We start from the raw sequence: 25404 nt of genomic DNA, 5'->3' as shown, positions 1-25404 counted from the left end.
GGATTTGATCTTGCTCATTTCCATTATTCAGCAAAACTCGACCGTAGTTTCACACCCCACTTTCCATTCTCTTTCGTCAGTACGTAGAGCGACTCATACGAAGCCACTTTGCTGCCATCTTTTCGGTAGCGGGTAAACTTCGTGTCGACATGTACCTTCGTTTCCGAGGCCTGAACAATGTTCCGATGATCCCACTTGCTGTAATCCCAGCCCGCTTTTTGCAGTGGGCCAAACACACTGGCCGAATCCCGCAGACCCGCCTTTTCCAGCACCGACATTTTGCCGCTGGCTAGCCGATAATGCGGAAACTGATACGTTCCCTCCCACCCTTTCAGGTCTTTGGCGTTAAACGTCGTGAGGTAATCATCGAGCACCTTGTTGATGGCGGTTTTCTCATTACCCGGTAACTGATGGGAGCCGTCGTTCTGGGCGTTTGCCAACGTACGGATGCCCATCAACAGGCTCAACATGAATATGGCTTGTTTCATAGTTGTAATAAGGTACCGCGGACTTCAGTCCGCATAGCCATAAGCTAACAAGCTACCTGTTTAGCCTACGGCTGTGCGGACTGAAGTCCACGATACCATTAATTCTTCGCTTTCAAATACGACTCTTGGGGCGCTTCAAAATCAAGGGTGACTTTGTTGATTTTGCCGGTAAAGGCAAACGGCACTTTATACGTATCGGAAACAGGCGTCAGATCATCCAGACCTACGTTTACGCCTTCATGCGAGTACAGATTACCCAGCGTTTTACTGAGCGTTCCTTCCCCCACTTTTGCGTTATTGACGTACAAACTGACGAGTCCTGAGCCATTTTGGCCATACGTAACGTCGGCCCGCAATTGAACGGCACCCGTCGGCAGGGGCGTATTGTCGGAAGTAACGGTGTATTTCGTTTCGTCGCCCAGTACGTATGTCAGGTTTATTTTTTTGTTCTGAACAAAGAAACTCAACCCACCAGCGCGGCCACCCCGCGACAACAGTACGCCCTCAGCTCCATTCGCCGGAATCACTACGTCGGCGGTGAGGCTAAACGAACGTTTGATGGCAAACGGGCTGGCAATATCCGGTACGGTCGATTGGCCCGGATACAGAACAACTTTACGCTGATTTTTATAGGCATTAGGCAGTTCGAACGGGGTCAGTTCATCTTTCAGCGGATAGACGTTGTATTTGGTCGCTTCGCTGTCGAACAAGGCGCGTAACTCGGTTAATTTTACCGGATTCTGGGCGGCCAGATTATTGAGTTCGTTAAAATCCTGTGCTACGTTGTACAGCTCCCATTTATCCTGCTCGAACGGCTGTCCTTTTACGTGCAGCGTACCCGCTTTCCAGCCATCTTTGTAAATGGATCGGCTCCCTTTAATTTCGTAATACTGCACTGTATGCCGGTCTTTGGCTTTTGAATCGTTGAGGCTGTAGGCCAGACTCGTTCCTTCAATCGGGTCCTGTTTGTAGCCATTGATACTCGCCGGAACCTGCGCTTTGATCAATTCCAGCGTTGTCGGCAAGATGTCCGTTACGTGGCTGTACTGGGTCCGTAATCCACCTTTTTCTTTGATGCCTTTCGGGTAATACACAATCAGGGGGTTACGCGTACCGCCTTCCGAATTGGCATCCTGTTTCCACTGCCGGAAGGGCGTGTTGGTAGCCGCTGCCCAGCCCAGGGGGTAATTGGCTTTCGCAAACTCCGTACCGATCAGGTCAATGTTGGCGATGTTTTTCTGTAACCGCTGCTCATCCGACAAATCCGTTCCGTAGTTGTTGATCGTGCCAACAAACGTACCTTCTTTACTAGCGCCGTTATCACCGACCGACACAACAATCAGCGTGTTCTCAAACTGGTTGATCTCTTTCAGATAATTCACCACCCGGCCAATTTCATAGTCTGTATACGACATAAATCCGGCGTAAACTTCCATAAACCGGGCAAAGAGTTTCTTTTCATCGGCCGACAAGGTATTCCAGTCTTTGATACCGGGATTGCGGGGCGGCAATACGGTATTTTTCGGAACAATACCCAATTTGATCTGATTGGCCAGTACGTCATCCCGGTATTTATCCCAGCCACTGTCGAACTTACCCTTGTATTTGTCCGACCATTCTTTGGCTACCTGATGGGGCGCATGACCGGCACCCGTTGCCAGATACAGGAAAAACGGCTTATCCACGTTCGCCGATTTCTGGTCAGCGATGTACTCAATGGCCCGATCAGCGAGCAGTTCATTCAGGTATTTGCCGTTCTGCTGATCCGGGATGCGGTGAATGCCTTCCCAAAGCTCCGGATGTACCTGATCTGTACTGCCCCGCGACGGAAAACCATAGTATTGTTCGAAGCCACGACCTGTTGGCCAGCGTGTAAAGGGCCCGGCCGGTGTCAGGTCGGTTAAGGGTGTAATGTGCCATTTGCCCAGCGCGAACGTATTGTAGCCATTTTCTTTCAGGATTTCGGCGACAGTCGCTTTTTCGAATGGAATCTGCGCGTCATAGCCCGGCGTACCGATGGCGGTTTCAGGGAAGAGACCCATGTGTGCCGAGTGCTGATTGCGTCCCGTTAGTAAGGCCGCCCGCGTCGGTGCACAAATCGCTGTTGTGTGAAAATTCGTATAACGGAGGCCTTTATACGCAAGCTCATCAATGTGTGGGGTTTGTATCAATCCACCGAACGAGCTGACAGCGCCAAAGCCCACATCGTCCAGCAAAATCCAGACGACGTTTGGCGCACCCTGTGGCGCTTTCTTGGGTTCCGGCCACCATTGTTTGGTTGCCTCAACGGTTTTGCCGAGGGTTCCCTTGTAGGCGGGCGTTGGCGCGTACTGCGCCTGCGTTCCGGTTCCGGTTACCAGCAGCGCCCAGGCTACCAGCGAGAATTTAGTTAAAGACGTTTTTTTCATAAAGTATAATGTTAAGCTCCTTCAGAAGTAGGAAATGATTTCAGTCAGACGGAATTAGTTTATTTACTCGCCGAGGCACAGAACACACAGCCTAGTAAATGATTGATGAGTACACAAGTACATCTCTGTGTGACCCCGGCGGGGTCAGATGTTTATATAAAGGCCGTAGTTGCTATAAACATTTGACCCCGCTGGGGTCACACGGCATCTTACATCAGGTTATTTCGTATGATTGCTTACGCCAGTTTCAACTCGGGTTCAACCGCAACCAAGCTGGGCGAAACGAGTTGAGGCTCCAGAACCGGCTCTACTACGTCATCTTTAACCATCGGCCCATTGTGCGACAGTTCGCTCCCCTCCTTCTTCGATTTCAGGATCGGCCACATAAATTGAGCGTACCATTCTTCCTGCTGATAGGAAGCAATGCCGTAGGATTTCGGATACTGACGCGTAATCAATCCGGTTCCGAAAATGACATCCCACAGGAAAAACATGTTGCCGAAGTTGCCTTTGTAGTGTCCAATACCATCGTCCGTTGAGTCGGCATGGTGGGCGTGGTGGGTAGCAGGCGTCGAAATCAGGCGTTCGAGCACCCAGGCAACCGGATGCAGAAACTTGTTCTCGTAGAATGGTTTATCCCAGGGAATACTCGAATGGGCCAGGGTGGTAATAATCGACTTTATTCCTTTCACAAACAGCGCCGGGTAGCCCAGCCCGATGTACACCAGCATCGTTGTCAGATACGTCTGCGAGAAGAACAGCGAGTAAATGACATTCTGGCGACTGGCCATTGCCATGCCCATGTACGGCGCGGAATGGTGCGTCCGGTGGAAACGCCACAGAAACGGCACTTCATGGTGTAATCGGTGATACCAGTATTGCGTCAGATCGTCGGCGACGGCGATAATGGCAAATCCCCACCAGAACGGCACCCAGTCGAACGCACCTTTCGAATCAGGCAGTACGTAGGGATGAAATTTTAGCCCAAAATAAGCCACCAGCGGCTTGATAACCAGTTTAGGAATCGTAAAGCAGGTAATATCCAGTAGAATCTCATTTCGGTTCCAGTGCTTTTTATAAAGACCCAGCGAGAACTCCACAACGCCCAGCATAAGAACTAGGGTAGGCAAACCCCAGGTACCGAGGTTTTCAAAGATTTTTTCAAAAAATGTAACCATCGTTTTATGATTTAAAGGTTTGAGAGGTAATCGTTATGGGATGTCGGGTTCTGGAACCCGACATCCCGACAAACGGTACGTTACTTCCTTGTAAGCACAGCCTGCGCCTTTTTCGCTTTCTTCTCCCACGGACGTTGGTTCGTCAGGTAGAACGTAGCGAACATGAGCAATACTGGCAAGGCGTACAGAAACAGGCTAAGCAGAGCGTTGCGAACAATGCGCCGGGCAATTCTGGGTTCCATTTTCATTGGCGTACGTTAGTTTGACGGTTGAATCGATGACGTAGTGGCAGGCGCTTTGGTGAGCAGTTTTTGCGTGAGCCGAAGGCCCCAGAACAAAATCAGGGCGGGGATCAGCGCTACGAGAATGCCAACCAGAATTTTCTTTCCCAACAGGGTTATATCAGCTAGAGTCATAATGGAGAGTTAGTTAGTGGATGTACCGGATTAATAGCCTGGATTCTGCGTCAGTAAAGCGTTGTTATCGATTTCTGACTGGGGAATCGGATACAGACGATGCTTCTCGGCGGCATTGTTCTTACCCACTTTTTGCAGGTTAGATACAAACGTACTTTTTCCCGACGCGTCTTTCTGGCGGATCAGATCGAACCAGCGCTGGTACTCGAACACCACTTCCAGCCGTCGATCCAGGTAGAGCGAATCCCGGAACTGATCCTTGCTAAGGCCAGCCGTTAGGTTAGCCAGACCCGCCCGATTCCGAACCCGGTTCAGCGATTTGTAGGCTTTCGTCGTCGGGCCATTGGCTTCGTTTTCGGCTTCGGCATGAATCAGCAGCAGTTCGGCATACCGTAAAATCGGCACGTTGGCCGCTGATTCGCTGGTTACCGACGTGGAGTTTGGGTCCCACCATTTGTGAAAAAAGGGCGTTGAATCATTGGCAACGACTGAATTGGTAATCGGCAGCGCGTACTTCCGCCCGTTGGTGGGGCTGACAAAATACCGGACAAACGTTACGTCCCGGCGTTTATCAGTCGGTTTAAACAGTTTGTAAATACTGAAAAAGTTGTCCTTCCCGTTGGTGTAATACCGAACCATGTGGGCGTAATTGCCATTCAGACCAGGCACAGCGGAGAGTATACTTCGTGGGTTCTCGTTGTTGCCCTGTCCCTGCGCATTCGACTTAAACTGGGCCGAGAAGATGTGTTCGACCCCATTTTTAGAAGCGGGCAGAAACACGTCGGCGTAATTCGAAAACAAGTTGTAGCCATACGTACCGGTACCACCATCAGCCGACGATAGCACTTCTTCCGCTTTCTTAACGGCATCCTGATAATGCGAAGCGATGCTGAGTGGAAACGACGCTTTGGTCAGATACACCTTCGCCAGCAGCGCCCTGGCCGCTCCCTGCGTAGCCCGGCCTACATCCGGTGAGCTATACGTAGCGGGCAGGACGGCAGCTGCTTCGGTCAGGTCTTTTTCAATCTGCGCATACACCTGCGTCGACGGCGTTCGGGCAACGGCATACTCAGCCGCCGTGACGAACTTCTGGTACTCCGTAACGAGGGGAACATCGCCGTATAAACGGACCAGATTGAAGTAGTAAAGTGCTCGCAAAAACTTCGTTTCCCCCAACAGCCGGTTTTTCAGCGTGTTGTCGAAACTGATGGCAGGCACTTTTTCCAGGACTACGTTGGCTTTTTTGATGGCGGCATAATGTTGCTGCCAGAGTTCATAGATTCGTAGGTTCGTCGATGAATGCGCCAGTACGGCCAGCGATCGCACATCAGCGTTGGTTGCGCCAGGGCCCGGATCTTCATCGTCACCGGCCATATTCATGCCCGTGTTAAACAACGTATTGTAGGGTGTTTGTATAGAACTGCCGCCTGAGTTCAAAAAGAAATAAACGCCGTTAACCGCGTTGATCGCGTCGGCCTGGGTCTTGTAATATTGATCTTCCGAAATAAATGACTCTGGATTTTCGGTTAGATAGTCTTTGCACGAGGTCGTAGCCAGGAAGGCTACAGCCACGACCGCATAACGAAATGCTTTCATTGTATATCTGATGATTTTACTCCTACATCCTCTTTAAAGGATTATAGGTGTATTGTTAGATTAGAGTGATAGCGACAGTCCGACCTGGTAGGACTTGCTGTTGGGATACACGCTGGAGTCAACGCCTTTGTTGATCAGCGACTGACCGTTCAAACTGACTTCCGGGTCATAGCCGGTATAGTTTGTCCAGGTTAGCGCGTTCTGCGCCGATACGTATACACGCAGGTTGCTGATGTGCGCTTTGGCGAGCAGAGATTTGGGCAAGGAATAGCCAAACGACAGATTTTTCAGTCGGCCATACGTAGCGTCTTCGATGAACCGATCGGAGATGGTGATCGCCGGGTCCTGATAAGCTGCTTTTACGTCGGTGTTGGTATTAGTCGGCGTCCAGCGATTGAGCAGGTCTCGGGATGAGTTCGTGTAACCCGTTCCCAGTTCCAGGTTGGCCCGGTTGGCGTTGTACAGTTTGCCACCAATAGACGCCTGCACGAAAACCATCAGGTCGAAGCCTTTGTAATTGAACGTATTGGTCAGCCCCGTCGTGAAACCCGGCTGATTGGCAATGATGATCCGGTCGCCCGCCTGAGTAATGACGCCATCGCCATTAATGTCTTTATATTTCTGTCCACCCGGTTTGTTGTTCGCCTGCGGAGTTAAGGGCGTCTCGCCGGACTGGATGATGCCATCGGTTTGATACACAATAAACGACCCGACCGGATAGCCTACTTTCGCAATCGACGGACTGGATATCGACGGAATAATCTGGTTAACGCCGTCGCCCAGACTCAGAATCTTGTTGGTGTTGTTCGAAAAAACCAGGATGGTATTCCACTTCAGATCGCCGACCAGATTGCGCGAGTTCACGTAAAACTCAAACCCCTGGTTCGACACTGCACCAATGTTCTGGTAGATCGTGGAGGCCTGACCGTTGTAAAAATCCGACAAGCCCGAGGTTCCCGGTACAGTTCGGGACAAGAGCAAATCCGTGGTTTTTTTGTAGTAATAATCCGCAACGATCTGAATCCGGTTACCTAACAGGCCAAGATCAATACCCGCGTCGACCTGGAACGTTTTTTCCCAGCCCAGGGCCGGATTTGGAACGGTATTCGGCGCAAAACCAGAGACGGTCGTGTTCGAGAAGTTGTACCGGAAGTAGCTTAGCTGCGACAGCGACTGATACGGCGGAATGCTCTGATTACCCGTCAACCCCGCGCTCAGTCGAAGTTTCAATAAGCTGATATTCTTGACATTGCTAAAGAATGATTCGTTGCTGACATTCCAGCCCACAGCCGCTGATGGGAAATACCCCCATTTGTTGCCTTCGCCAAACTTCGATGCCCCATCGGCACGTAACGTTAGGGTCAATAAATACTTCTCATCGTAGTTATAATTAACCCGACCCAGGTACGACGCCAGCGACCATTTGGTGGCAAACGAGCTGGGAGTCCGGTTCGTGATTCCCGTGCCTAAGTTGTTGTACGAAAACGCATCGGTGGCAAATCCAGCCGCTTCGGCAACGGCCCCTTTCGAATCCGATTGCTGCGACGTAAACCCAACGATGGCATTGATTTTATTTTTTGCGTTAAGCTCTTTGACATAGCTTAACGTATTTTCATTCAGCCAGTTGGTCGTGAAAATTGACCCAACCAGGGCGTTTCCCTGTAACGCCAATCCTTCCGCCGTGGAGCTGGGCAGATAGCGGTTCTGTTTGTTATCAACAATGTCGGCACCAACTAACACTTTGGCAGTCAGACCATCCAGAATTGTGTACTCTGCCGAAATATTCCCCAGAAACCGGTTCGTACGCGTTTCGTTGAGTTGATTATACAGCGAGTTGATGGGATTTTGCAGGCCCGATTCAAACGGACTGTTGATCACGAACGTACCATCCTGTTTGTAAACCGGCAGCGAAGGCGGGGTTAGCACTAGGTTCGATACGATGTTGGCGGGTGCTACGTTGGCTTTGGTCGTACTGGCCGTTAAGGCTGAGCTGAGTCGTAACCGTTTGCTGTAGTCATGGTCTAGTTTGACTCTGGCCGAAAACCGCGTAAAGTCGGTGTTCTGAAGAATCCCATCCTGTTTAAAGTAATTACCGGAAAGGGCTAGTCTGGTTTTTTCAGAACCCGACAGAATGGATAAACTATGGCTCTGAATCGCGGCCCTGCGAAAGGCAGCCGCCTGCCAGTCGGTACCTACACCCGACGTATCAAGCGCGTAATCCGTTACCGAAGGCAAACTGGTCGTTTTACCCGAATTCGCGGCCGCGTCTTTCCGAAGCTGCCACCATTCGCGGGCGTTCAGCAGCGGAAGCGTTCGGATTACGTCCTGAACGCCGTAAAACGCATCGTAGTTAATTGAGGATTTATTTTTAGCACCGCTTTTGGTGGTGATTATCACCACGCCATTAGCCCCACGCGAACCGTAGATAGCGGTGGCCGACGCATCTTTCAATACGTCGATGGATTCAATATCCGACGTATTAATCGACGACAACGGATTGATTTTTGCCCCGTCGGTTACCTTAGCATCATTCAGCGAGTAGTCGTTATTGATCGGAAAACCGTCGATGACGTAGAGCGGATCGCTACCGGCCGTAATGGAGTTATTGCCCCGAATCTGTACGCTGACACCCCCACCCGGCTGTCCGGAAGTTTGGGTAACAACGGCCCCCGCTACCGAACCCTGCAAGAGTCGCTCGACAGAAGAAACCGGCTGACTTTTTATTTCCAGCGGCACCGAAGCAACCGCCCCCGTAATGTCGCTACGTTTCTGGGTGCCGTACCCCACGACCACAATTTCGCTGAGCTGACTGGCGCTTTCTACCAGCTCGATACTAACCTTATTCGTAACGGCTGTTACTTCCTGAGGTTTGTAGCCGACGTAATTAACGACGAGGGTGTAGGGTAAAATCTGACCGGTTTTGAGCGTAAATTTTCCTTCAATGTCCGTTACCGCTCCATTGGTTGTACCTTTAATCTGTACCGTAGCGCCAATTAAGGCCTCTTTGGTTTTTGAATCGACAATCGTACCCGTCAGCGTGGAATTGATAATGGGCTGCGTTGTCTGGGCAAGAAGGGCGATCGGCTTAAATAAAATCCAAATCCATGTTAATAAAATAAACCTTTTTTTCATTGCTTTGTACTGGTTAAAATAAAAAATGGGGTTGCGTGACAGTCGCGCAAACGACTGCACCAAATCAGTTGCCACTGAGCCTTGTTTTTTTGACCGGCCAGTCCTGCTGCAACAGGACTGGCTTTTTTATTCATTTCACTCCCATCCGCCCCGCTGCAACAGGACTGACGGGTACCCCGGACTTTAGTCCGTCTAACTGTAAGCTAAATTGTATCCGGACTAAAGTCCGGGGTACCTTACCAGACGTGCTGCCACAAGTCTGGTCTTAACTCTCTATTGTAACTGAGCCGTTTTTACACAGCGAAAGCCCAAGTTATTACTGGCACTGGTCGTTTCGCCTTTGCCGCGACTGCCCGCTTTATAGCGAATACAATACTGATCACTACACAAAAATGAGCCTCCGCGCTGAACGTGTTTAACCATGCCGGGTTCTTCTGGATCATAGCTGTCTCTGGGTCCCTGTGGATTATTTGCCGGACTTTTCTGGTAATAATCCGGACGATAGAGATCGCTACACCATTCCCATACATTTCCGTCCATGTCATACAGGCCGTTCGGATTGGCCGGAAACGTTTTGACCGGTGCCAGCGTCCGAAAGCCATCTTCCGTTGTATTTTTATTCGGAAATTGCCCCTGAAATATATTGGCGGACCATTTACCACCTGGTTTCAGATCGTTTCCCCAGTAATACTTCGTGCCCTTCCGTCCACTTCGAGCCGCATACTCCCACTCAGCTTCGGTCGGTAGGCGTTTACCTGCCCACTTCGCATACGCAGCCGCATCTTCATAGCATACCTGCACAACCGGATCATTGCCTTTCCCGACTATACTGCTTTTAGGCCCCTGCGGATGCCGCCAGTTAGCGCCCGGTACGTATTGCCACCACGCTAATGGATTCTCCAGCGATACGGGTTGCGTTGGGGGTGTGAAAACAGCGGAACCCGGCACTAATTTGTCGGCAGGAACTCCCGGATAATCTTTCGGATTTAGGGGGCGTTCAGCCACCGTTACGTATCGGGTAGCGCTGACAAATTTTTCAAACTCGGTATTGGTCACTTCGTGCGCATCCATCCAGAAACTATTCACCGAAACAGCATGAACAGGTTTAGCATCCGGAAAATCAGCGGAGCCCATTTGAAAACTACCGCCTTTAACAAGCACCATATCGGTTGAAACACCCGAATAGGCAACCGCCAGTTTAGCCGAAGCGCCTGCCCGTAAGGCGGCTGCCCGCGACGGCACTTTGCAGACACCTGTGCTGCATATGGGAGCAGATGACTTGGCTTTTCGAGTCGGCGGTACGTTGACCAGTACGCTTTTGGTGATGAAAGCAGTAATGGTCAGGAAAGCAATACCAATCAACGCTACGTAATATACTTTCATGGAAACAGGCAATTAATCATCAACATCATTCGATTTTTACTACATCAATACTACAACAAGTACCGTAAAAGTCCTCGAATGTGTGCACTATTTTGCTCATACATCGTGAGCGCCAATGCGTTTTTACTAGTAAATACAAGAAGACACGTTGAGTAACTAATATATCCTATAGAATTAATAGAATAATGTAGTATAAAAAAAAGAAACCTAAGTTAAAGCCACAAACTAGTGCAAGGGATGAAGTGATTATAACAACAGCAACGTGGATGAGCGTACATGACAAGCTTTTCAGTATAAATAGGTGCCGGATATGATGATTACCTGGACAGTAATTTAAATATCTGCCCCAAAGGTAAGATGGTAGATTTCATACAAGCAAGCAATTTCTTATTTTTTTGATTTTGCTCTATGGTAAAACTAGACTTATTGTGCGTATCTAATTAAAAATTAAATAAAACATTGTGCCTGATACAATCCGGCCAGTGGATCACAGCAGGCAATCGGAGAGCATGGTGCATTCCAGTCGCTTAACTTATTGACTTGCTGTATCATCTGTCTTCATCCAGACGACTTTCTGCTCCGACTTGTGTGACTGTCCGATGATATCGCGGTAAAGGTCGGGGCGTCGGGCATTCCGATATCGATGACCACCCGCCTGATGAAGTTTTTCCGGACTGCACGTAGCGGTGGTCACCTCATTGCCCAATTTCCGGCACTCAGCCAGCACATCTCCAAAAGGATCGACAATCATCGAACAACCGTTTTTAAGCTGATCATCGTCCATCCCGATCGGATTGGAGAAAACCACATAAATGCCGTTGTCGTATGCGCGGGCGGGGAGCCATTTCATCAACCAGGCGCGTCCCTTCATCCCGTCAAATTCCAGACGAACCGAAGTCGGATCGTTTTCCCGATTGGCCCAGAGTGCTGGATCGGCAAACCCAGCGCCTGGCCGGGTCGATGGGGTCAACATCGTTACGTGCGGCATGAAAATAACGTCGGCCCCCAGCAAAGCGGTTGCCCGCACGTTCTCAACGATGTTATTGTCGTAGCAGATCAGAATCCCACATGTCCAGCCGTGTAAATCGAACACAACATATTGATCGCCGGGAATGAGATGCGGGTTAATAAACGGATGCAGCTTCCGATACTTGGCTACAAGCCCGTTTTTATCGACACATACATAAGCTTTAAACAGCTGATCCTGTTTATCTTTTTCGAACAGGCCCGCTAAAATGGCAATGTTATGGTCGCGGGCAATCTGCGTAAGCGCCTGGATACTTTCTCCTTCAGGTATGTATTCTGCTACGTCCAACAATTGTTCGCGGGACAGATGACGGGCAAATGTGTAGCCAGTAACCGAGCATTCGTGAAAAGCAACAACCTGTGCGCCCTGTTGAGCAGCCTCAGCAGCCAAGCTCCGAATAACGCTAAGATTATACGTTTTATCACCACTGGCATTCTCAAACTGAGCCGTTGCAATCCTGAGGTTTTCCATAAAACGAAATAAGTAGGTTGATTGACAAATAATTGGATGTGGATGTCGGCTCTGCTACGTTACGTCCAGAGTTGGTTGGTAGCCGTCAAGATAATGGGCTGATTATCGGTTATTAAAATGGTGTGTTCATGCTGAGCGACGAAGCTGCCGTCGCCGGTTACGAATGTCCAGCCGTCGCCTTTCTCTTTCGCATACGTAGCGCGGGTAGATATAAACGTTTCAACAGCGACGACGGAGTTTTTCCGAAAGCGAGCCGTATTAGAGCGATCATAAAAGCAGGGAATTTCGGTGGGGTCTTCGTGAAGGCTCCGGCCAACGCCGTGACCGACCAGATTCCGGATGACCTTAAAGCGGGCTCTTTTCGCTTCAGTTTCGATCAGTCGACCAATGTCCGCTATTTTTACTCCACCCCGAATCTGACTAATGGCCCGCTGTAAAATCCGTTTCGACGTTTCGACCAGATCAGCGCGGTGATAAATATCCGTACCTAAAACAAATGATCCACCATTATCGGCCCAGTAGCCATCCAGCTCGGCCGATACGTCTATGTTAATTAGATCGCCTTCTTCCAGCACCGTTGACACCGACGGAATGCCGTGTGCGATTTCACTATTCACACTAATGCATGTCCAGCCCGGAAAACCATAAGTCAGTCTGGGAGCGGATCTGGCGCCAAGGCGGTTGAGAATTTGTCCGCCAAAGTCATCCAGTTCTTTGGTCGTCATACCCGGTCGGGCGTGTTCGCGCATCAACTTCAGGGTGGTTCCGACGATTTCGCTAATTTTCTGAATACCCAATAATTCGACCTGAGATGTGACAGACATAGGTTTGGTTTTAAACGAACGAAATAACTTCGAAAGAGCGGCAAAAATACGGAAATCGCCCAAAATCACGCCAACCAGTCAGTAAGTCACCGGAACGTATTGCTCTTATTCCATTCGGCTGTTTTTCACGTGCTGGTCGTTATTCCGCTTCATTGATATGCTTAGCCGGTTCACCTTTCTTTTGTTCCGGTCTGTGATGAAAAGCCTCGGTCACACCCTCCAAACAAGCCAATTTTGATACGTTAATTCAATTCTATCTTTACCAAATCAGGCGTTTCGTTTGTGATTACAGAAGTTGATTTTTAGACAACATGGATACTGAGAAAGAATTTACCATCATAGGCGCAGGAATTGCAGGTCTTACTACGGCCATTGCCCTACGCCAGCTTGGCCTTCGGGTTACCCTTTTTGAAGCCGCACCTATTATCAAACCGTTGGGAGCCGGTCTGGCTTTAGCCGCGAATGCCGTGAAAGCCTTTCAAAAACTAGGGATTGCCGATTCGATTCTTCCGGCTGGACGCTTACTCGATGCGTTCGTGATCAAGGATCAACAGGGGCGTACGCTTACCCGCACGGACAGTCGGGCAATTAGTCGCACTTACGGTATTGATAACTTCTCCATTCACCGGGCAGCACTGCATCGGGAACTACTGAAACAGGCCGAGGGCATTCCGCTGATGACGGGTAAACGCGCGATCCAGGTTGACCAGAACACCCAGGGCGTTCTTCTGACGTTCGACGACGGAACGACGCGCCAAACCGATTATCTAATCGTTTCCGATGGTATTCACTCACTCATTCGCCAGCAACTCTTACCCGGCAGCACTCCCCGCTACGCGGGTTACACCTGCTGGCGAGCCGTTATTGACAGCACGGGGCTAAACCTATCCGAAGCGACTGAAACATGGGGAACCAATGGCCGACTGGGTCTGGTGCCTCTGGCCAACAATCAGTTGTATTGGTTTGCCTGCCTCAATGCTCCGGCGAACGATGTCCGAATGCGCCAGTTCACGACCAACGACCTCCTGAACGTGTTTGGTACGTATCACGCGCCCATCCCGGAGGTGCTGGCCCGTACAAACGATACGGATGTACTCTGGAACGACATCTTTGATCTGAAGCCCCTCCCCCGCTACGCTTTTGACAACGTAGTGTTGCTGGGCGATGCGGCCCACGCCACCACACCGAATATGGGTCAGGGCGCCTGTCAGGCGATCGAAGACGCTGTGGTGCTGGCTGATGAACTAAAGAAAGGAGGTTCGGTACCAGATACGTTCAAACGGTTTGAGCAACGACGTCTGGCGCGAACTCATTACATCATCACTAATTCCCGGCGCATTGGTCAGATGGCGCAAGTGAAGAGCCCCCTCCTGGCATGGCTACGTAATGGCTTGTTCCGACTCCTGCCTCCGAGTATCAACGAACAGCAATTGACAAAGCTTTACGCCGTAGATTTTTAGAAGGAAACATGAAAACAGCACTTCTTCCAGCCAGGCCTTACAGTTGGGCGATGAAACCGCTTACGAGCGCCCAAACGACTTTCACTATCTTGCCCTACGGCAGCTTTGAACTACGTATCGAACACGATTTGATTCGGAACGTAACGCCCGACATGCTGCTTTGGTGGTTTCAGCACATCGGCGATACAATGGAACACGAAGGCGCTACGTATCCTCGCTACTTGATCTGGCACCCAATTGACCATATTCATTGGGAACTGACCAGGCCCGCGCCCGGTGGTGGCGCAGGTGTCGGGGCACATTTTCGAATTGTCGAAGCATTCGGCGGTAACATGGACCAGCTGGTCGATAGTACGGAGGAAGTGATTAAACTTGATCGGAATGGCATTACGTTGGTAGTCCGTATTCTGGGAAAGGAAGTCTACCGGTTGGCACACCAGTTTATACCGGTAGAAGGTGGAACGCTGTACCGGTCGCGTATGCAGGTCGGGCGAGAAAGTTTATTGGGTCAATGGCTGATCAACCCGATTATGCACCAATTTGTCTTTACGAAGGCAATGGGGCAGGCCTGGTTAAAACACAACGTGGAGGAGGTAGGGAATTTCGAGTCTTTCCTGCCCGAACTTTATCATACATACGGTATCCTGGGCTTCAGCCCGTGCCTCGAAGGCTTTACGGGCTGAAGCCCAGGATGCTAAACACTAGAAGCACTCAAAGCGCGGTTTCGCGCAACAGTTCCGCAGGTTCATTCACTACGTAGCTTGTCCTGAACTCATCTTCCCTCAATTTTGATGCACCACACTGCCACAGATAACCAATTGATGACCCGCCATGAAACTCCTGACCATTGAACTTGAAACAGCCGATCCCGTAGGCACCCGGAAATTTTATACGCAGCAGTTAGACCTACCCATTGTAGCCGAGTCGGCCGAGTCGCTTACGGTGCAGGTTGGCTGGACCCAGCTAACGTTTCGATCCGTACCGGGGCCAGTAGCACCTTATCATTTTGCCATTAACGTACCGAGTGGAATGCTGGAGCTATGTATGCACTGGTTCTCTCTGAACTATATGGATACGCAAAGTCCGGGTCAGACAATTGCCGAGTTTCCTGACTGGAAAGCCCGGTCCGCTTATTTTCTCGACAACAACGGCAACATTCTGGAGTTCATTGCCCGACGCGATTTACCTTATATCGATGCCAACTTAACCGTTGGCGATCTATTTCAATGCATCAGCGAGCTTGGGATCGTTACGCCCTGCGTGGTTAAAACTAGCTATCAATTATCGAAGCACTTTGGCGTTAAACGTTTCAGTAAATCCAAACCCATGCATGACTTCGCGGCTCTTGGCGACGATAACGGTTTGTTTATTGTCTCGAAAGAAAATCGTACGTGGTTGTTTACCAATACTCCGGCGGTCGTAAATAACTACCGGGTAACGTTCGAGTCAGAGCCGGGCGGTCCTCTTCAAACCTTGACACGTTGCGAATTGAGCCCGTTGGTATCGGCTGCCAGCATCGCCTGCTCCTGCCCACTATCATCCAGACATTCTCAGGTAGTTGAGGAAATGGCTTAATTCAATTCTGACGAAAAAGCCTCCCTGTCAGTTAAGCAAGGGAGGCTTTCCGTTAGGCCAGACGAACTAGTGTTGCTCCAATTTAATTCTTATTTTAGGTACCACGGGTTTTAACCCGTTCAGAGATTGACCCAAAAACGGGTTAAAACCCGTGGTACCTTTCTCTCAGACCATTAAACTGGAAGAGTACTAGTGTAGCTGGCTTGATTTCTTCGTTAGTTCTTTACGTACTTTATCAGCCGCAGCCAAGTCCGTCAGGGTTATATTGAGCCTGTGCCGAAGCGTTGGTGAAGCACTCAGAATTTCACTGGCCATCTGAATCAACGTAGCGGCAGTAGCAGCTCCATCCACTTTCCGACGAGTAGCACGAGCTACTCTTGGCTGAGCAGTAGAAGGCGTTAGTTGCGTTAAGGTAATTGGCTCCATTTTTCGCTTAGAATGAGTTGTTTACGTTCTATATTAAGAACAAAAAAAACATAACTTTCCGCACGAAAATGGGTACTTTTTTGCGCACTATTCACGCTAATTTTTACGTCATTTAGCGGCTTTGGTTAAGCTACATTTAGCCCAGCTACACGGCATCATTGTTGAAAGTACTCGACCTTATCGGCGTCTACGTTGTTGGTCAGCTTCGTTTCAACTACCCCCTCCGACAACAGCGTCGAGCTAACCGCCAGTATACCGCCCGTAGCGCCGGGATTAAGTGTTCCGGTTAAGCCAACCGAGAGTCGATCACTAGCAGCAACGCTCTGTGTGGTACGTAACACGTAATAGTTCGGATCGGCGGAACTGAATGTCCAAACGCTGTTCTGCACGGTTTTTCCACCAATCAACGTAACGTCGGGTGAGAAGCTTAGAACAGCCTTCGCATCTTTGGTAATTCTAACGGTAAAAGCCCCTCTGGAAGCTACCGAATTAAGCTCTACCGCATCGATCACTACGCTAAAACCACTTGTACCATATTGGGTAGACGGGCTAACGTACGTAATGGGGGTTAGATCGTGCGAGAAAGCCGACTCGTAAGCGCCCATGTCGATCAACCCATACTGAATTCGGGTGTTACCGGCCAGATCCGTAGCGGGGCCGTTCACTGCGGTGTACGCCAGGTTACTACCCGCGTTAATAGCTGGTGAACCCGCTTTCAGTTGCAGATCCGTATTGCTGACGAAGGGCGAAGTAGACGTAACCAGGTTGTTACTCCCGTCTGTGTAGGTGTACTCATAGACATCTGGCTGCAATAGTGAATAACTCACAGTAGGAGGGGTTGGTCCAGCAAAAGTCTTTTCGCCCCCATTGTTCCAGAGAACACAATTGGTCAGTTGGACAGCACTGTTATTATAAATACCCCAGCCAGTTCCGTCTTCCGACCGATTACTTATTAAGGTACAGTTAATTAGTTGAAGTTGGCTACCTCCTTCGTTACAGATACCACCTCCCGTGTAGAAAGCGCCAGCGTTACCCTGAAAAGTACAATTAGCCAGTATAGGTTTGCTATCAACCCCATAACTATATAGCCCTCCACCACTTTGAAGAGCTGTATTTTCCATAAAGCCACAATTGACGAGGAAAGGGCTACTATATTCATTATATATTCCCCCACCCATTCCACCGAGACTAACAAAATTACGTGTGAAATTACAGTTGATTAATTGAGGATTACTGTAAAAGTTACACATCCCTCCTCCAAGTCCCCTTGTATAATTATTCGCAAAATTACAATTGGTCAGTATGGGATTACAAACTCCTAAAGGTCCGCTATAATTGCTCCCATCGTTACATACTGCCCCTGTACTATTGGTATTATCAATGAAACTACAATTGGTCAGCGCGGGATTACTTGTACCGCCATTCCATGCTCTGTTATGTATTCCCCCCGCTCCCCCAACAGCGGTATTAGAGGTGAAGCTACAGTCGGTTATAGTAGGAGTACTGATGCCGCCATTTGCTATGTTGAGTATCCCCGCTCCACCGCCACCAGCACGATTATTAAGAAAGCTACAGTTCCTGATCGTAGGGCTACATATGATACCATTACTGCCATCGTTGTATATGCCTGCGCCATTGGAATCATTGTTTCCTCCATTGGCATTGCCTCCAGTAATAACAAAGCCATCCAACACCGCCGTACTGGTCAGACTCAACGAAGCTGGGTTATTAATGATGTGGTAGCTGTTATCACCCGCGGTATTGACGTTACCAACATTTCCTGACAGAATGGTGGTGTAGCTGGCCGGTTGTCGGTTCGCGAGCGTACCGGTCCCATCCGCGGGGAAGCCTCCATAGATCGTTACGTTATTCCGCATCGAGAAACTGATTGCCCGGTTGTTACCCGAAGTTGGTTTATACGTACCAGCCGCTACCCAAACTTCGCCCCCTGTGGCCGACAAGGAATTAATCGCTCCCTGAAGATTGGTTGTACTCGTGGCCCAACTGATTGCGCTGGTGGGGTCAGTGTTGGTTCCGCCAACCGAAACGTAGCGGATCGTTTGAGCACTCAGCGGTATTGCTCACAAGAGTTGTAGCACAAGCGCCAAAATCAAACTCTTTCCTAAACGATGTTTTGTCAGACAGGATTGCAACGAACGGGATTGATAGAGTTGAATCACAGAAAATGAGATAAAGAGGTTATTAGATGACTTTTCATCAGTGAAGATAGCGTGGTCGACTTTATACTAGTTACAAATCTTCTTCGATACGAACCAGCAAGCCAGCTAATGAGACAAAGATGTTAAAATCACTCACCTGAATGTTCTTGCTCTGATGAGCGAACGTACTGGAGACGGTAAATTGTACGATAAATAAGCAATCTTCAAAAACATATTAAACGGCATAACGTTCTCATAATGAACTTTATCCCTATTAGTCATGCAACTCTCAATTATCAACCAGATCATGGTCGAAAATGATCGTGTCCAACAACTCCGGATTAGTCAGGAACCCGCCTTACTGATCCGGGCTCATAAACGATTAAAAAAGCTGGTTCATCAATTAAATCGCGTTGCTCCAACCAAGAAGAGTTACTGTCTGGCCTTCACGATATTATCTACTTGCCTGGAGATGAGCTTAGAGCAGATGCAACAGCAGTATTACCGGTCTGGCAGTGATCGGTTGGCCCGAGACACTTACACTTTGGTGTTTGAACGTATTCAGTATCAGGCCAATTTGGCGGTATCGATGCTCTTGTAAAGAGAGCCGATCAGGGAGCCGTCATTCACGTTGTAATCATACCATACTCCTCGATAAGTAAGGCCCGGTCAGTTAATGCCGGGCCTTACTATTCACCTCAGAATAAGTCAGCAATCTGGCTTAACTAACCTACGGTTATACTACCTATCGAAAATTCGCTCAGGCTCTTTTTTCATTGCTGAAAATACTCGGTCTTATCAGCATCGGTGTTGTTATTAACCCGACCCTCTGAGCCTCCTATCAACGTAGCACTGCAATTGATCACCCCCGTTGTGCTACCCGTTGTCAGTTGCCCCGTCAAACCAAAACTCAGTTTATCGCCCCCCGTAACGGTTTGACTGGTAGTCAGAATGTAGTAGTTCGCATCTGAGCTAAAACTCCAGTTGCTGTTCTGAACGGCACGGCCATCTATGTTCGTCAGGCTTGCATCCAGACTGAGCGTTAGTCTGGCGTCTCTGGTCACTTTTACTGTAATGGGCCCGCTGCTGCTTATTCCATTGGTTTCAACCACGTCCACTACCACATTGAACAGAGAGTTACCATATACCAGCGATGGCCGGGCGTAGAGGATCGGCGTAAGATCAGGTGTGGTAGGTATAGCCGCGCCAAGAAGCACAACGTCACTCCGAAATTTCTGGAAATTGTCCTGAGCCAGGTCTTTTGAGGCCGTTCCGTCGGTGTACCAAACGGTACTGCCATTATCGGTTACCAACTGAATCGGGGTGGTATCGGTCAGCCCCAATGGTACGTCCACAATCGTCTCGAAACTACCACCCGTATTTAACGCGGTCAGATCGGCACTACGTAGCACAGGTACATCGGCAGGATTACCTGTCCAGGTATATAAGGCGAATGTAGTTGACGCGCCGATGGGTCCGCCAATGATCAGGTACTCGTTGTTGGCATTCCGTTCGATGCTGCGAATACTACGTCCGCCCAGGTCCAGGAAAATTGGCGCACCGAACGTAGCCGGACTGCTGGCAGGTGTTCCCGTCACCAAAGCAGATAAGTTCGTTATGGGAATAATGAGCGCCTTGGTCCGACCGGCCGTTGGTTGAAGCGGAGCCCGGAAGCCCAGATAACCCGTTGTGCCATCGGGAGCCAGCGTGAAGCCTTCAATGTTGAAACCCGTGGGTGTTTCCGGATCAACGCCAGCAGTCGTACTACCTGCCAATCCTAAATAACCCGCTCCCAATCCGTGTCCATTGCTGTTGTCCCAATTTACCAGATCCGTTCGTAACGACGAATAATAGCCACCAAAGGTCAGTGTCGTAGCGGCTCCCGATCCATTGACAGTGGTACTAAAAATACGTTGCCGGTTCGACGAACCTCCTTCAGCATGGGACCCTATCCAGTAAATTGTATTCCCCGTTCGGGTAGAAGCTTCGATATCGACTTCACCATTTCCCGATAAACCCAACGACGAGGCAACGTTGAAACTGGCCAGAGGAAGACCTGATTTGGTTCGGTCATAGAGCCGGATGGTTTGGTCTTCATCGTCGGCCACCAACATGTAATTCGCATCGATGGCAATGGCCGTTGACGCATCGCTGGTTCCCGTGTGGTAGCGCGAGTTAGTAGCCGCCACCGACGCTGCCGAAGCCGCATAATTAATGATATACGTACCGATGGCACTGCTGCTGCTGGCTGAGATTGTAATAGTCGCATAGCCAACACCGGTCGGCGTGATTTTTAAATTTCGGTTGACACCCACGCCAGTTAAAACAAGGTTGGCGTTCGCTACTACGCTTGTGTTGCTACTAATGGCAGTTACGGTCAGATCCGAAGCCGCGCTGAGAATGAAATTCAGCCCAACCATACTGGCTGGGTCGGTGGGGTCATTAACTACGCCACTCACAAAAGCTGGACCTGTAGTCGGTGTATTAACAAAAGGGCCATTGTTTGTCGCACTGATACTGACCGGCTGAGCCGCCGGGGGATCACTGACGTGTACCACAACCGGATTCACCGAAATACCATTGTACGCAACATCCGCACTGGTAGCACTTTGGGTAATCGTTAGTGAGCGCGTTCCCTGTACCGTAGCGTCATCCGTGGCTGACACGGTTACCGTTTGAGCCGTGCTGTAATTCGTCGGCGTAAAGACTAAGGCTGTTGGATTAACACTCAGCGGGCTTCCCGGCACATTGATCATAAGGGCCACATCGGCAGACGGTGCACTGTTCAGCGCGACGGTATACGTATCGGTTGCGCCACCTTCAACGACGGTTGTGCTATTGAGCGTTTCGCGCACCAGCACCCGATTGAGCGGAACAGTATAGCCCCCTGGATTGCCCGTATTGCCATCGGCCGAAACGTAGGTATTCTGCGCGTCGCCAACAACGGATAACTGCCAGGCGGCCGCCGTAGTCGAACTCAGATTCGACACGGTTGGGTAGGCACTCACCCCATTAGCCGTTACGTTCCCGCCACTGCTGTAGGTAAGCTGATCAACCAGATTGTCATTGCTATCGTAAATATTGATCTCATCACTACCACCGAGATTATTGTTATTACCACCAACTACTTTGACCGACGCCGGTAAAAACCAGTTGGTCCGGAAAGCGGCTGCGGACGCTTCTGAAATGATGACTGACTCGCCAGGTGCCACAGTACCCACACTACCAATTGGAAACGAATCGGGTTGCCGTGAACTGTCGTCGAAACTCCAGCCCGTCATGTCTACCGGTGCGCTACCGACATTGGTCAGCTCAATGTATTCTGAGCCATTATACATGTACTCCGTAATCTCGATTCGACCGGCGGATGGAGAAGAGACGGTGCCACTCAGCGTCAGGTTAGCGGTTAATGTACTGCTGCTGGTGTGGGTAACCGTACCGCTGAAGGCGCCGGTCGGAGCAGTTGCCGATAGCCGGGCGAACAAAGGCTGACTAATCGTTCCACTGGTTGGCGTGAACGTAGCAACCGAACTAAACGACGTTCCGTCTGTACTGATTTCCGCACCAGTCGAAGCCGATACCAATACGTTACTCGTCAGATCACTACCTGTCAATGTGTAGGTTTGCGTATTGGAAGCCGTCCCCGGAGTAGCTGTGAAACTGGTTAACGAAGCGGGATTAACGGCTAATGTGGGTTGCGGAACAATGGCGACACCCCGAACCGTAAGCATATCGAATCGCCAGGTACCGGTTGTGTTATATCCAGTGGCCAGAGTTGCAGATGTATAGCTGCCCGGAACCGTCGTAGAAAATTCAGATACGATTCGGAACCGGGTATTGGGGTTGTTATTTAAACCAGAAATAGCCGAAAAATCGTAACTGTTGTTGTTATACCACGCATCCCCCGGATTTGCCGTAACGGAAAATGGAGCGTCCGTAAACGTTACACCATCTGTTGAATACTGCAATCGAGCCCGATTACCTGCTGAGTTACTGAATCGCTGATCCCAGGAGATAGACAGGCTTTGAAACTGTGTCGTGTTTACCTGTATATCAATTCCCCGGGTTTTATTACCCGTTCCCTGCGCAGCAAAAGCCGTAATATTCCAGGCCTGGTCAGCATTTGTTGATTCCGGGTCGGTTGATCCTGTACCAGCGTTACCAGAAGCAAACGTAGCCGTTGTCCCACCAATTAAGGCTAAAGAGCCGGTGCCGGTGGAAGGGACAGTGTTACTACCATTAAAATTCCATTGCACCAACGTTGTTTGCGCCCAGACGTCAGATGGCGCAACAGCACTCAGCATTAATACGGCGTAGCAAAAGAAACATCGTATAAATGGTTGTATCGCTTGTTTCATAGGAGAAGTTCAAAAAAGTTCTTCTCGCAAAGCTACAGCGGCTACGATTCGTCACTGGTTAACGTATCATTATGTTCTGATCGTTTTAGCCAACAATTGGTTAATAATCAGCGCTCCATTAAGGCTAGATAGAGCCTGGTATCCTAGACTAAAATTTCGCCAGGCTCAATTCACACAAAGCGAGTCAATTAGTCGTCACTTGTCTTGAGATAGAGCATCGCATTTTATTCCAGTGGAGGCTGTCAGGTCCGGAGGCTTTATCTTAAAAATAAAGACGATGTCCACAGCCCCGATTTTCGTCAGGACTGTGAGTATCAGTGATCAACCCATCGTGCTTACTAGTATGGTCTATTCTCGCTGCTTCGGTGGCAGTGGTTGCGGATTGAGGGACGTAGCAACACCAGCCCCAATACGTCCACCCGCGTAGGCTGCGATGGATTTGGCAACCGTGCTTTTACCAAAAACAACGGCAGCTCCCAATCCAACTGCCAGCGTAAGCCCTGCGGTAAACAAGCGATTTTGTCTCACATCGGGTGCAGGATCCCCCAACCCAGGCCCTTTTGTCCACCACCAGGACGGGAGCGACGAAATGGCGACGAAAATAGGAAGTAAACGGTTCATTAATTTGTCTGTTAAATGTGGAAATCAATACGTTAGTCGTTCTTGATTGTTCACTGGGAAACAACGCATAATCTTAAAAGGCGCTCTTACTCCATATAGGCTTGTATTTCATGAAATCAGTTTCAAAGAATCTCTGTCAGGCTGTATTACCGGTCCGGGAGGCCAGTTAGTGATTGTATAGAATTAAGCTATTTTTGGGTAGGTAACCCTGGCCCGGTATGCGTAGTGCCTTGTTCTGACAAGTCTCCCCGTTTATTTTATACGACATATCGCTGCTTCATGCGCAAACTATCCCATTTTGCGGGTAACTTGATCACCAGCAATCAATCGGCGCACTATCAGAGCATCTACCCGCTACGTTGGCGCTCAACGGTCCTATTTCCTTAAGATTTATGAAAACCTTTCCACTTTACTACGTATTCTTCCTGCTTTTTACCCTGGGAACGACAAGACAGCTTATGGCCCAACCACCTGGCGATAGCTTTGTCATTGGCGATCTGCTCCCTAATGCGCCCGAACTGGCAGCTCGGGGAAGCCAGGGTGTGGGGGTACGAACAATAACCTTAACTCACCAGGCGCAGGTAGATGTTCTTCACACGAAAGACGGGAAACACCCGCTTTATGATCGTCCATTGACCCTTGAGATCTGGTATCCGGCGCGCATTCCTGCCAATAAACCGACGCTGGTAACTTACAAATCCGTGCTTGGTCGATCCAATGACCCTAAACGACCTCTTATTCCGTTTACTTTCTCGGGGCGGGCTGCCCGGGATGCCGAACCTGACCTCAGTGCAGGGGCGTATCCACTGGTTATCGTTTCTCACGGTTACCCAGGGTCACGCTTGTTGTTAACTTACCTGACTGAGAATCTGGCTTCGAAAGGCTACGTCGTCGTAGCGATCGACCATACAGAATCGACTTACAGCGATCTGGCAGGATTTCCCAGTACATTACTGAACCGTTCCCTGGATGATCTGTATGTGCTAAATGAAATAGCCCGGCTGGGCGCTAAAACCAGCCAGAGCTTCCTGAGTGGGTTGGTAGATGCGAATAATACGGCCCTGATCGGCTATTCGATGGGGGGCTACGGCGCACTCAACGCTGCCGGAGCGGGTTATAGCCCCCAGGCAACGAAACTGTTTGGCCAAATGATCGGAGGCAGTACTGCCCTTGACGTTCGCTCGATGGGCTCGCCATCCTTTAAAACGTCCCTGGACTCCCGAATAAAAGCCGTTGTTGCCTTTGCGCCCTGGGGTATGGAACGTAGCGTTTGGGACGCCACTGGCCTTGCTGGATTGACCCTACCAACCTTATTCGTGGCGGGTAGTCAGGATGATGTGTCAGGGTATGAAAAAGGCATAAAAGCCATTTATGACGGAGTTGTCAATGCGGATCGGTATTTGCTAACTTACGTCAATGCCCGGCATAATGTGGCTCCCAATCCGCCCCCGATGGCGTCGCTCCTACCCGGGGTGTCAGCGGACGAATACATGCACTATGCCGAGCCAGCCTGGAACGAGCACCGGATCAATAACATCAACCAGCACTTTGTCACGGCTTTTTTAGGGATTTACCTCAAGAAAATCGATTATGCAAAGTATTTAACGCTACCAGAGACCGACGCTACCGGACCGTGGACTGGCTTCAAAGCCCGAATGTCAGTTGGGTTGGAAATGCGTCATGCGAAACCATAAAAGTCAGCTCGCAAACTTCCGTAGTTAAAAGCTAACTTTTTTAGCTCGTTTTATTGTTGCCAATTGGTTACAAACAGATTCGATTTACTGGATAGCTTTCTTTCTTCAGGAAATTCGTCCACTAAACTGGTGTTTTTCAACTTGCTAATCTCAGCCTTCCCGTTAATTTTACAGACTTACATACATGA

Annotated in this window: 19 protein-coding genes; 5 read left to right on the top strand and 14 right to left on the bottom strand. The window is 49.7% G+C overall.

Annotated features, from left to right (window positions below):
- Positions 1–23: 23 nt before the first annotated feature.
- The 10 genes from IC230_RS06595 to map all read right to left on the bottom strand — a co-directional run bounded on the left by IC230_RS06595 (position 24) and on the right by map (position 12923).
- A complete protein-coding gene (locus IC230_RS06595; protein WP_191038182.1) occupies positions 24–488 on the bottom strand; it encodes a hypothetical protein in 465 nt (154 codons plus the stop codon).
- 98 nt (positions 489–586) lie between these two features.
- Positions 587–2896, bottom strand: a complete 2310-nt coding sequence (locus IC230_RS06590) for an arylsulfatase (protein ID WP_191038181.1) — start codon at positions 2894–2896, stop codon at positions 587–589.
- A gap of 236 nt (positions 2897–3132) precedes the next feature.
- Complete coding sequence (locus IC230_RS06585; protein ID WP_191038180.1) at positions 3133–4074, bottom strand: sterol desaturase family protein; 942 nt, start codon at positions 4072–4074, stop codon at positions 3133–3135.
- Positions 4075–4154: 80 nt separating this feature from the next.
- Complete coding sequence (locus IC230_RS06580) at positions 4155–4316, bottom strand: hypothetical protein (protein ID WP_191038640.1); 162 nt, start codon at positions 4314–4316, stop codon at positions 4155–4157.
- A gap of 15 nt (positions 4317–4331) precedes the next feature.
- On the bottom strand, positions 4332–4490 hold the full coding sequence (locus tag IC230_RS06575) for a hypothetical protein (RefSeq protein ID WP_191038179.1): 159 nt from the start codon (positions 4488–4490) through the stop codon (positions 4332–4334).
- A 30-nt stretch (positions 4491–4520) separates the two neighbouring features.
- Complete coding sequence (locus tag IC230_RS06570) at positions 4521–6086, bottom strand: RagB/SusD family nutrient uptake outer membrane protein (protein WP_191038178.1); 1566 nt, start codon at positions 6084–6086, stop codon at positions 4521–4523.
- A 60-nt stretch (positions 6087–6146) separates the two neighbouring features.
- Positions 6147–9218, bottom strand: coding sequence for a SusC/RagA family TonB-linked outer membrane protein (locus tag IC230_RS06565; protein ID WP_191038177.1), 3072 nt, complete (start codon positions 9216–9218; stop codon positions 6147–6149).
- A 273-nt stretch (positions 9219–9491) separates the two neighbouring features.
- Entirely contained in the window at positions 9492–10601 is a 1110-nt protein-coding gene (locus IC230_RS06560; RefSeq protein ID WP_191038176.1) for a formylglycine-generating enzyme family protein, read from the bottom strand.
- Between the two features lie 532 nt (positions 10602–11133).
- Positions 11134–12099: a nitrilase family protein gene (locus IC230_RS06555; protein WP_191038175.1), complete on the bottom strand. Its 966-nt coding sequence runs from the start codon at positions 12097–12099 to the stop codon at positions 11134–11136.
- 59 nt (positions 12100–12158) lie between these two features.
- Positions 12159–12923 (bottom strand): type I methionyl aminopeptidase, encoded by a 765-nt coding sequence (map, locus tag IC230_RS06550; RefSeq protein WP_191038174.1) that lies wholly within the window; start codon positions 12921–12923, stop codon positions 12159–12161.
- Between the two features lie 311 nt (positions 12924–13234).
- On the opposite strand from map, the gene IC230_RS06545 reads away from it, so the two are divergent.
- The 3 genes from IC230_RS06545 to IC230_RS06535 all read left to right on the top strand — a co-directional run bounded on the left by IC230_RS06545 (position 13235) and on the right by IC230_RS06535 (position 15958).
- Entirely contained in the window at positions 13235–14383 is a 1149-nt protein-coding gene (locus IC230_RS06545; protein ID WP_191038173.1) for an FAD-dependent oxidoreductase, read from the top strand.
- A gap of 8 nt (positions 14384–14391) precedes the next feature.
- Positions 14392–15066 carry a DAPG hydrolase family protein gene (locus tag IC230_RS06540; RefSeq protein ID WP_191038172.1) on the top strand — a complete coding sequence of 225 codons (675 nt, stop codon included), beginning with the start codon at positions 14392–14394 and terminating at the stop codon, positions 15064–15066.
- A gap of 148 nt (positions 15067–15214) precedes the next feature.
- Entirely contained in the window at positions 15215–15958 is a 744-nt protein-coding gene (locus IC230_RS06535; RefSeq protein ID WP_191038171.1) for a VOC family protein, read from the top strand.
- Between the two features lie 189 nt (positions 15959–16147).
- On the opposite strand, the gene IC230_RS06530 is transcribed toward IC230_RS06535, so the two are convergent.
- Positions 16148–16384: a hypothetical protein gene (locus IC230_RS06530; RefSeq protein ID WP_191038170.1), complete on the bottom strand. Its 237-nt coding sequence runs from the start codon at positions 16382–16384 to the stop codon at positions 16148–16150.
- A 155-nt stretch (positions 16385–16539) separates the two neighbouring features.
- Positions 16540–18345, bottom strand: a complete 1806-nt coding sequence (locus IC230_RS06525; protein WP_191038169.1) for a choice-of-anchor Q domain-containing protein — start codon at positions 18343–18345, stop codon at positions 16540–16542.
- Positions 18346–18823: 478 nt separating this feature from the next.
- Here IC230_RS06525 and IC230_RS06520 point away from each other — a divergent pair, with 478 nt between their 5' ends.
- Positions 18824–19144 (top strand): hypothetical protein, encoded by a 321-nt coding sequence (locus tag IC230_RS06520; RefSeq protein WP_191038168.1) that lies wholly within the window; start codon positions 18824–18826, stop codon positions 19142–19144.
- 172 nt (positions 19145–19316) lie between these two features.
- Here IC230_RS06520 and IC230_RS06515 read toward each other — a convergent pair whose 3' ends face one another.
- Together IC230_RS06515 and IC230_RS06510 are read right to left on the bottom strand one after the other, a co-directional pair.
- Positions 19317–22901, bottom strand: a complete 3585-nt coding sequence (locus IC230_RS06515) for a lamin tail domain-containing protein (protein ID WP_191038167.1) — start codon at positions 22899–22901, stop codon at positions 19317–19319.
- Positions 22902–23249: 348 nt separating this feature from the next.
- The gene (locus tag IC230_RS06510; protein ID WP_191038166.1) at positions 23250–23522 is read right to left on the bottom strand and encodes a hypothetical protein; all 273 of its coding nucleotides are present in this window, start codon (positions 23520–23522) and stop codon (positions 23250–23252) included.
- 392 nt (positions 23523–23914) lie between these two features.
- Here IC230_RS06510 and IC230_RS06505 point away from each other — a divergent pair, with 392 nt between their 5' ends.
- On the top strand, positions 23915–25216 hold the full coding sequence (locus IC230_RS06505; RefSeq protein ID WP_191038165.1) for an alpha/beta hydrolase family protein: 1302 nt from the start codon (positions 23915–23917) through the stop codon (positions 25214–25216).
- Positions 25217–25404: the final 188 nt, after the last annotated feature.

The sequence above is a fragment of the Spirosoma validum genome (assembly GCF_014699035.1).
Taxonomy (GTDB): Bacteria; Bacteroidota; Bacteroidia; order Cytophagales; family Spirosomataceae; genus Spirosoma; species Spirosoma validum.
Note: the sequence above shows the minus strand (reverse complement) of the source record. Positions and strands in the feature narration are given on the sequence as shown.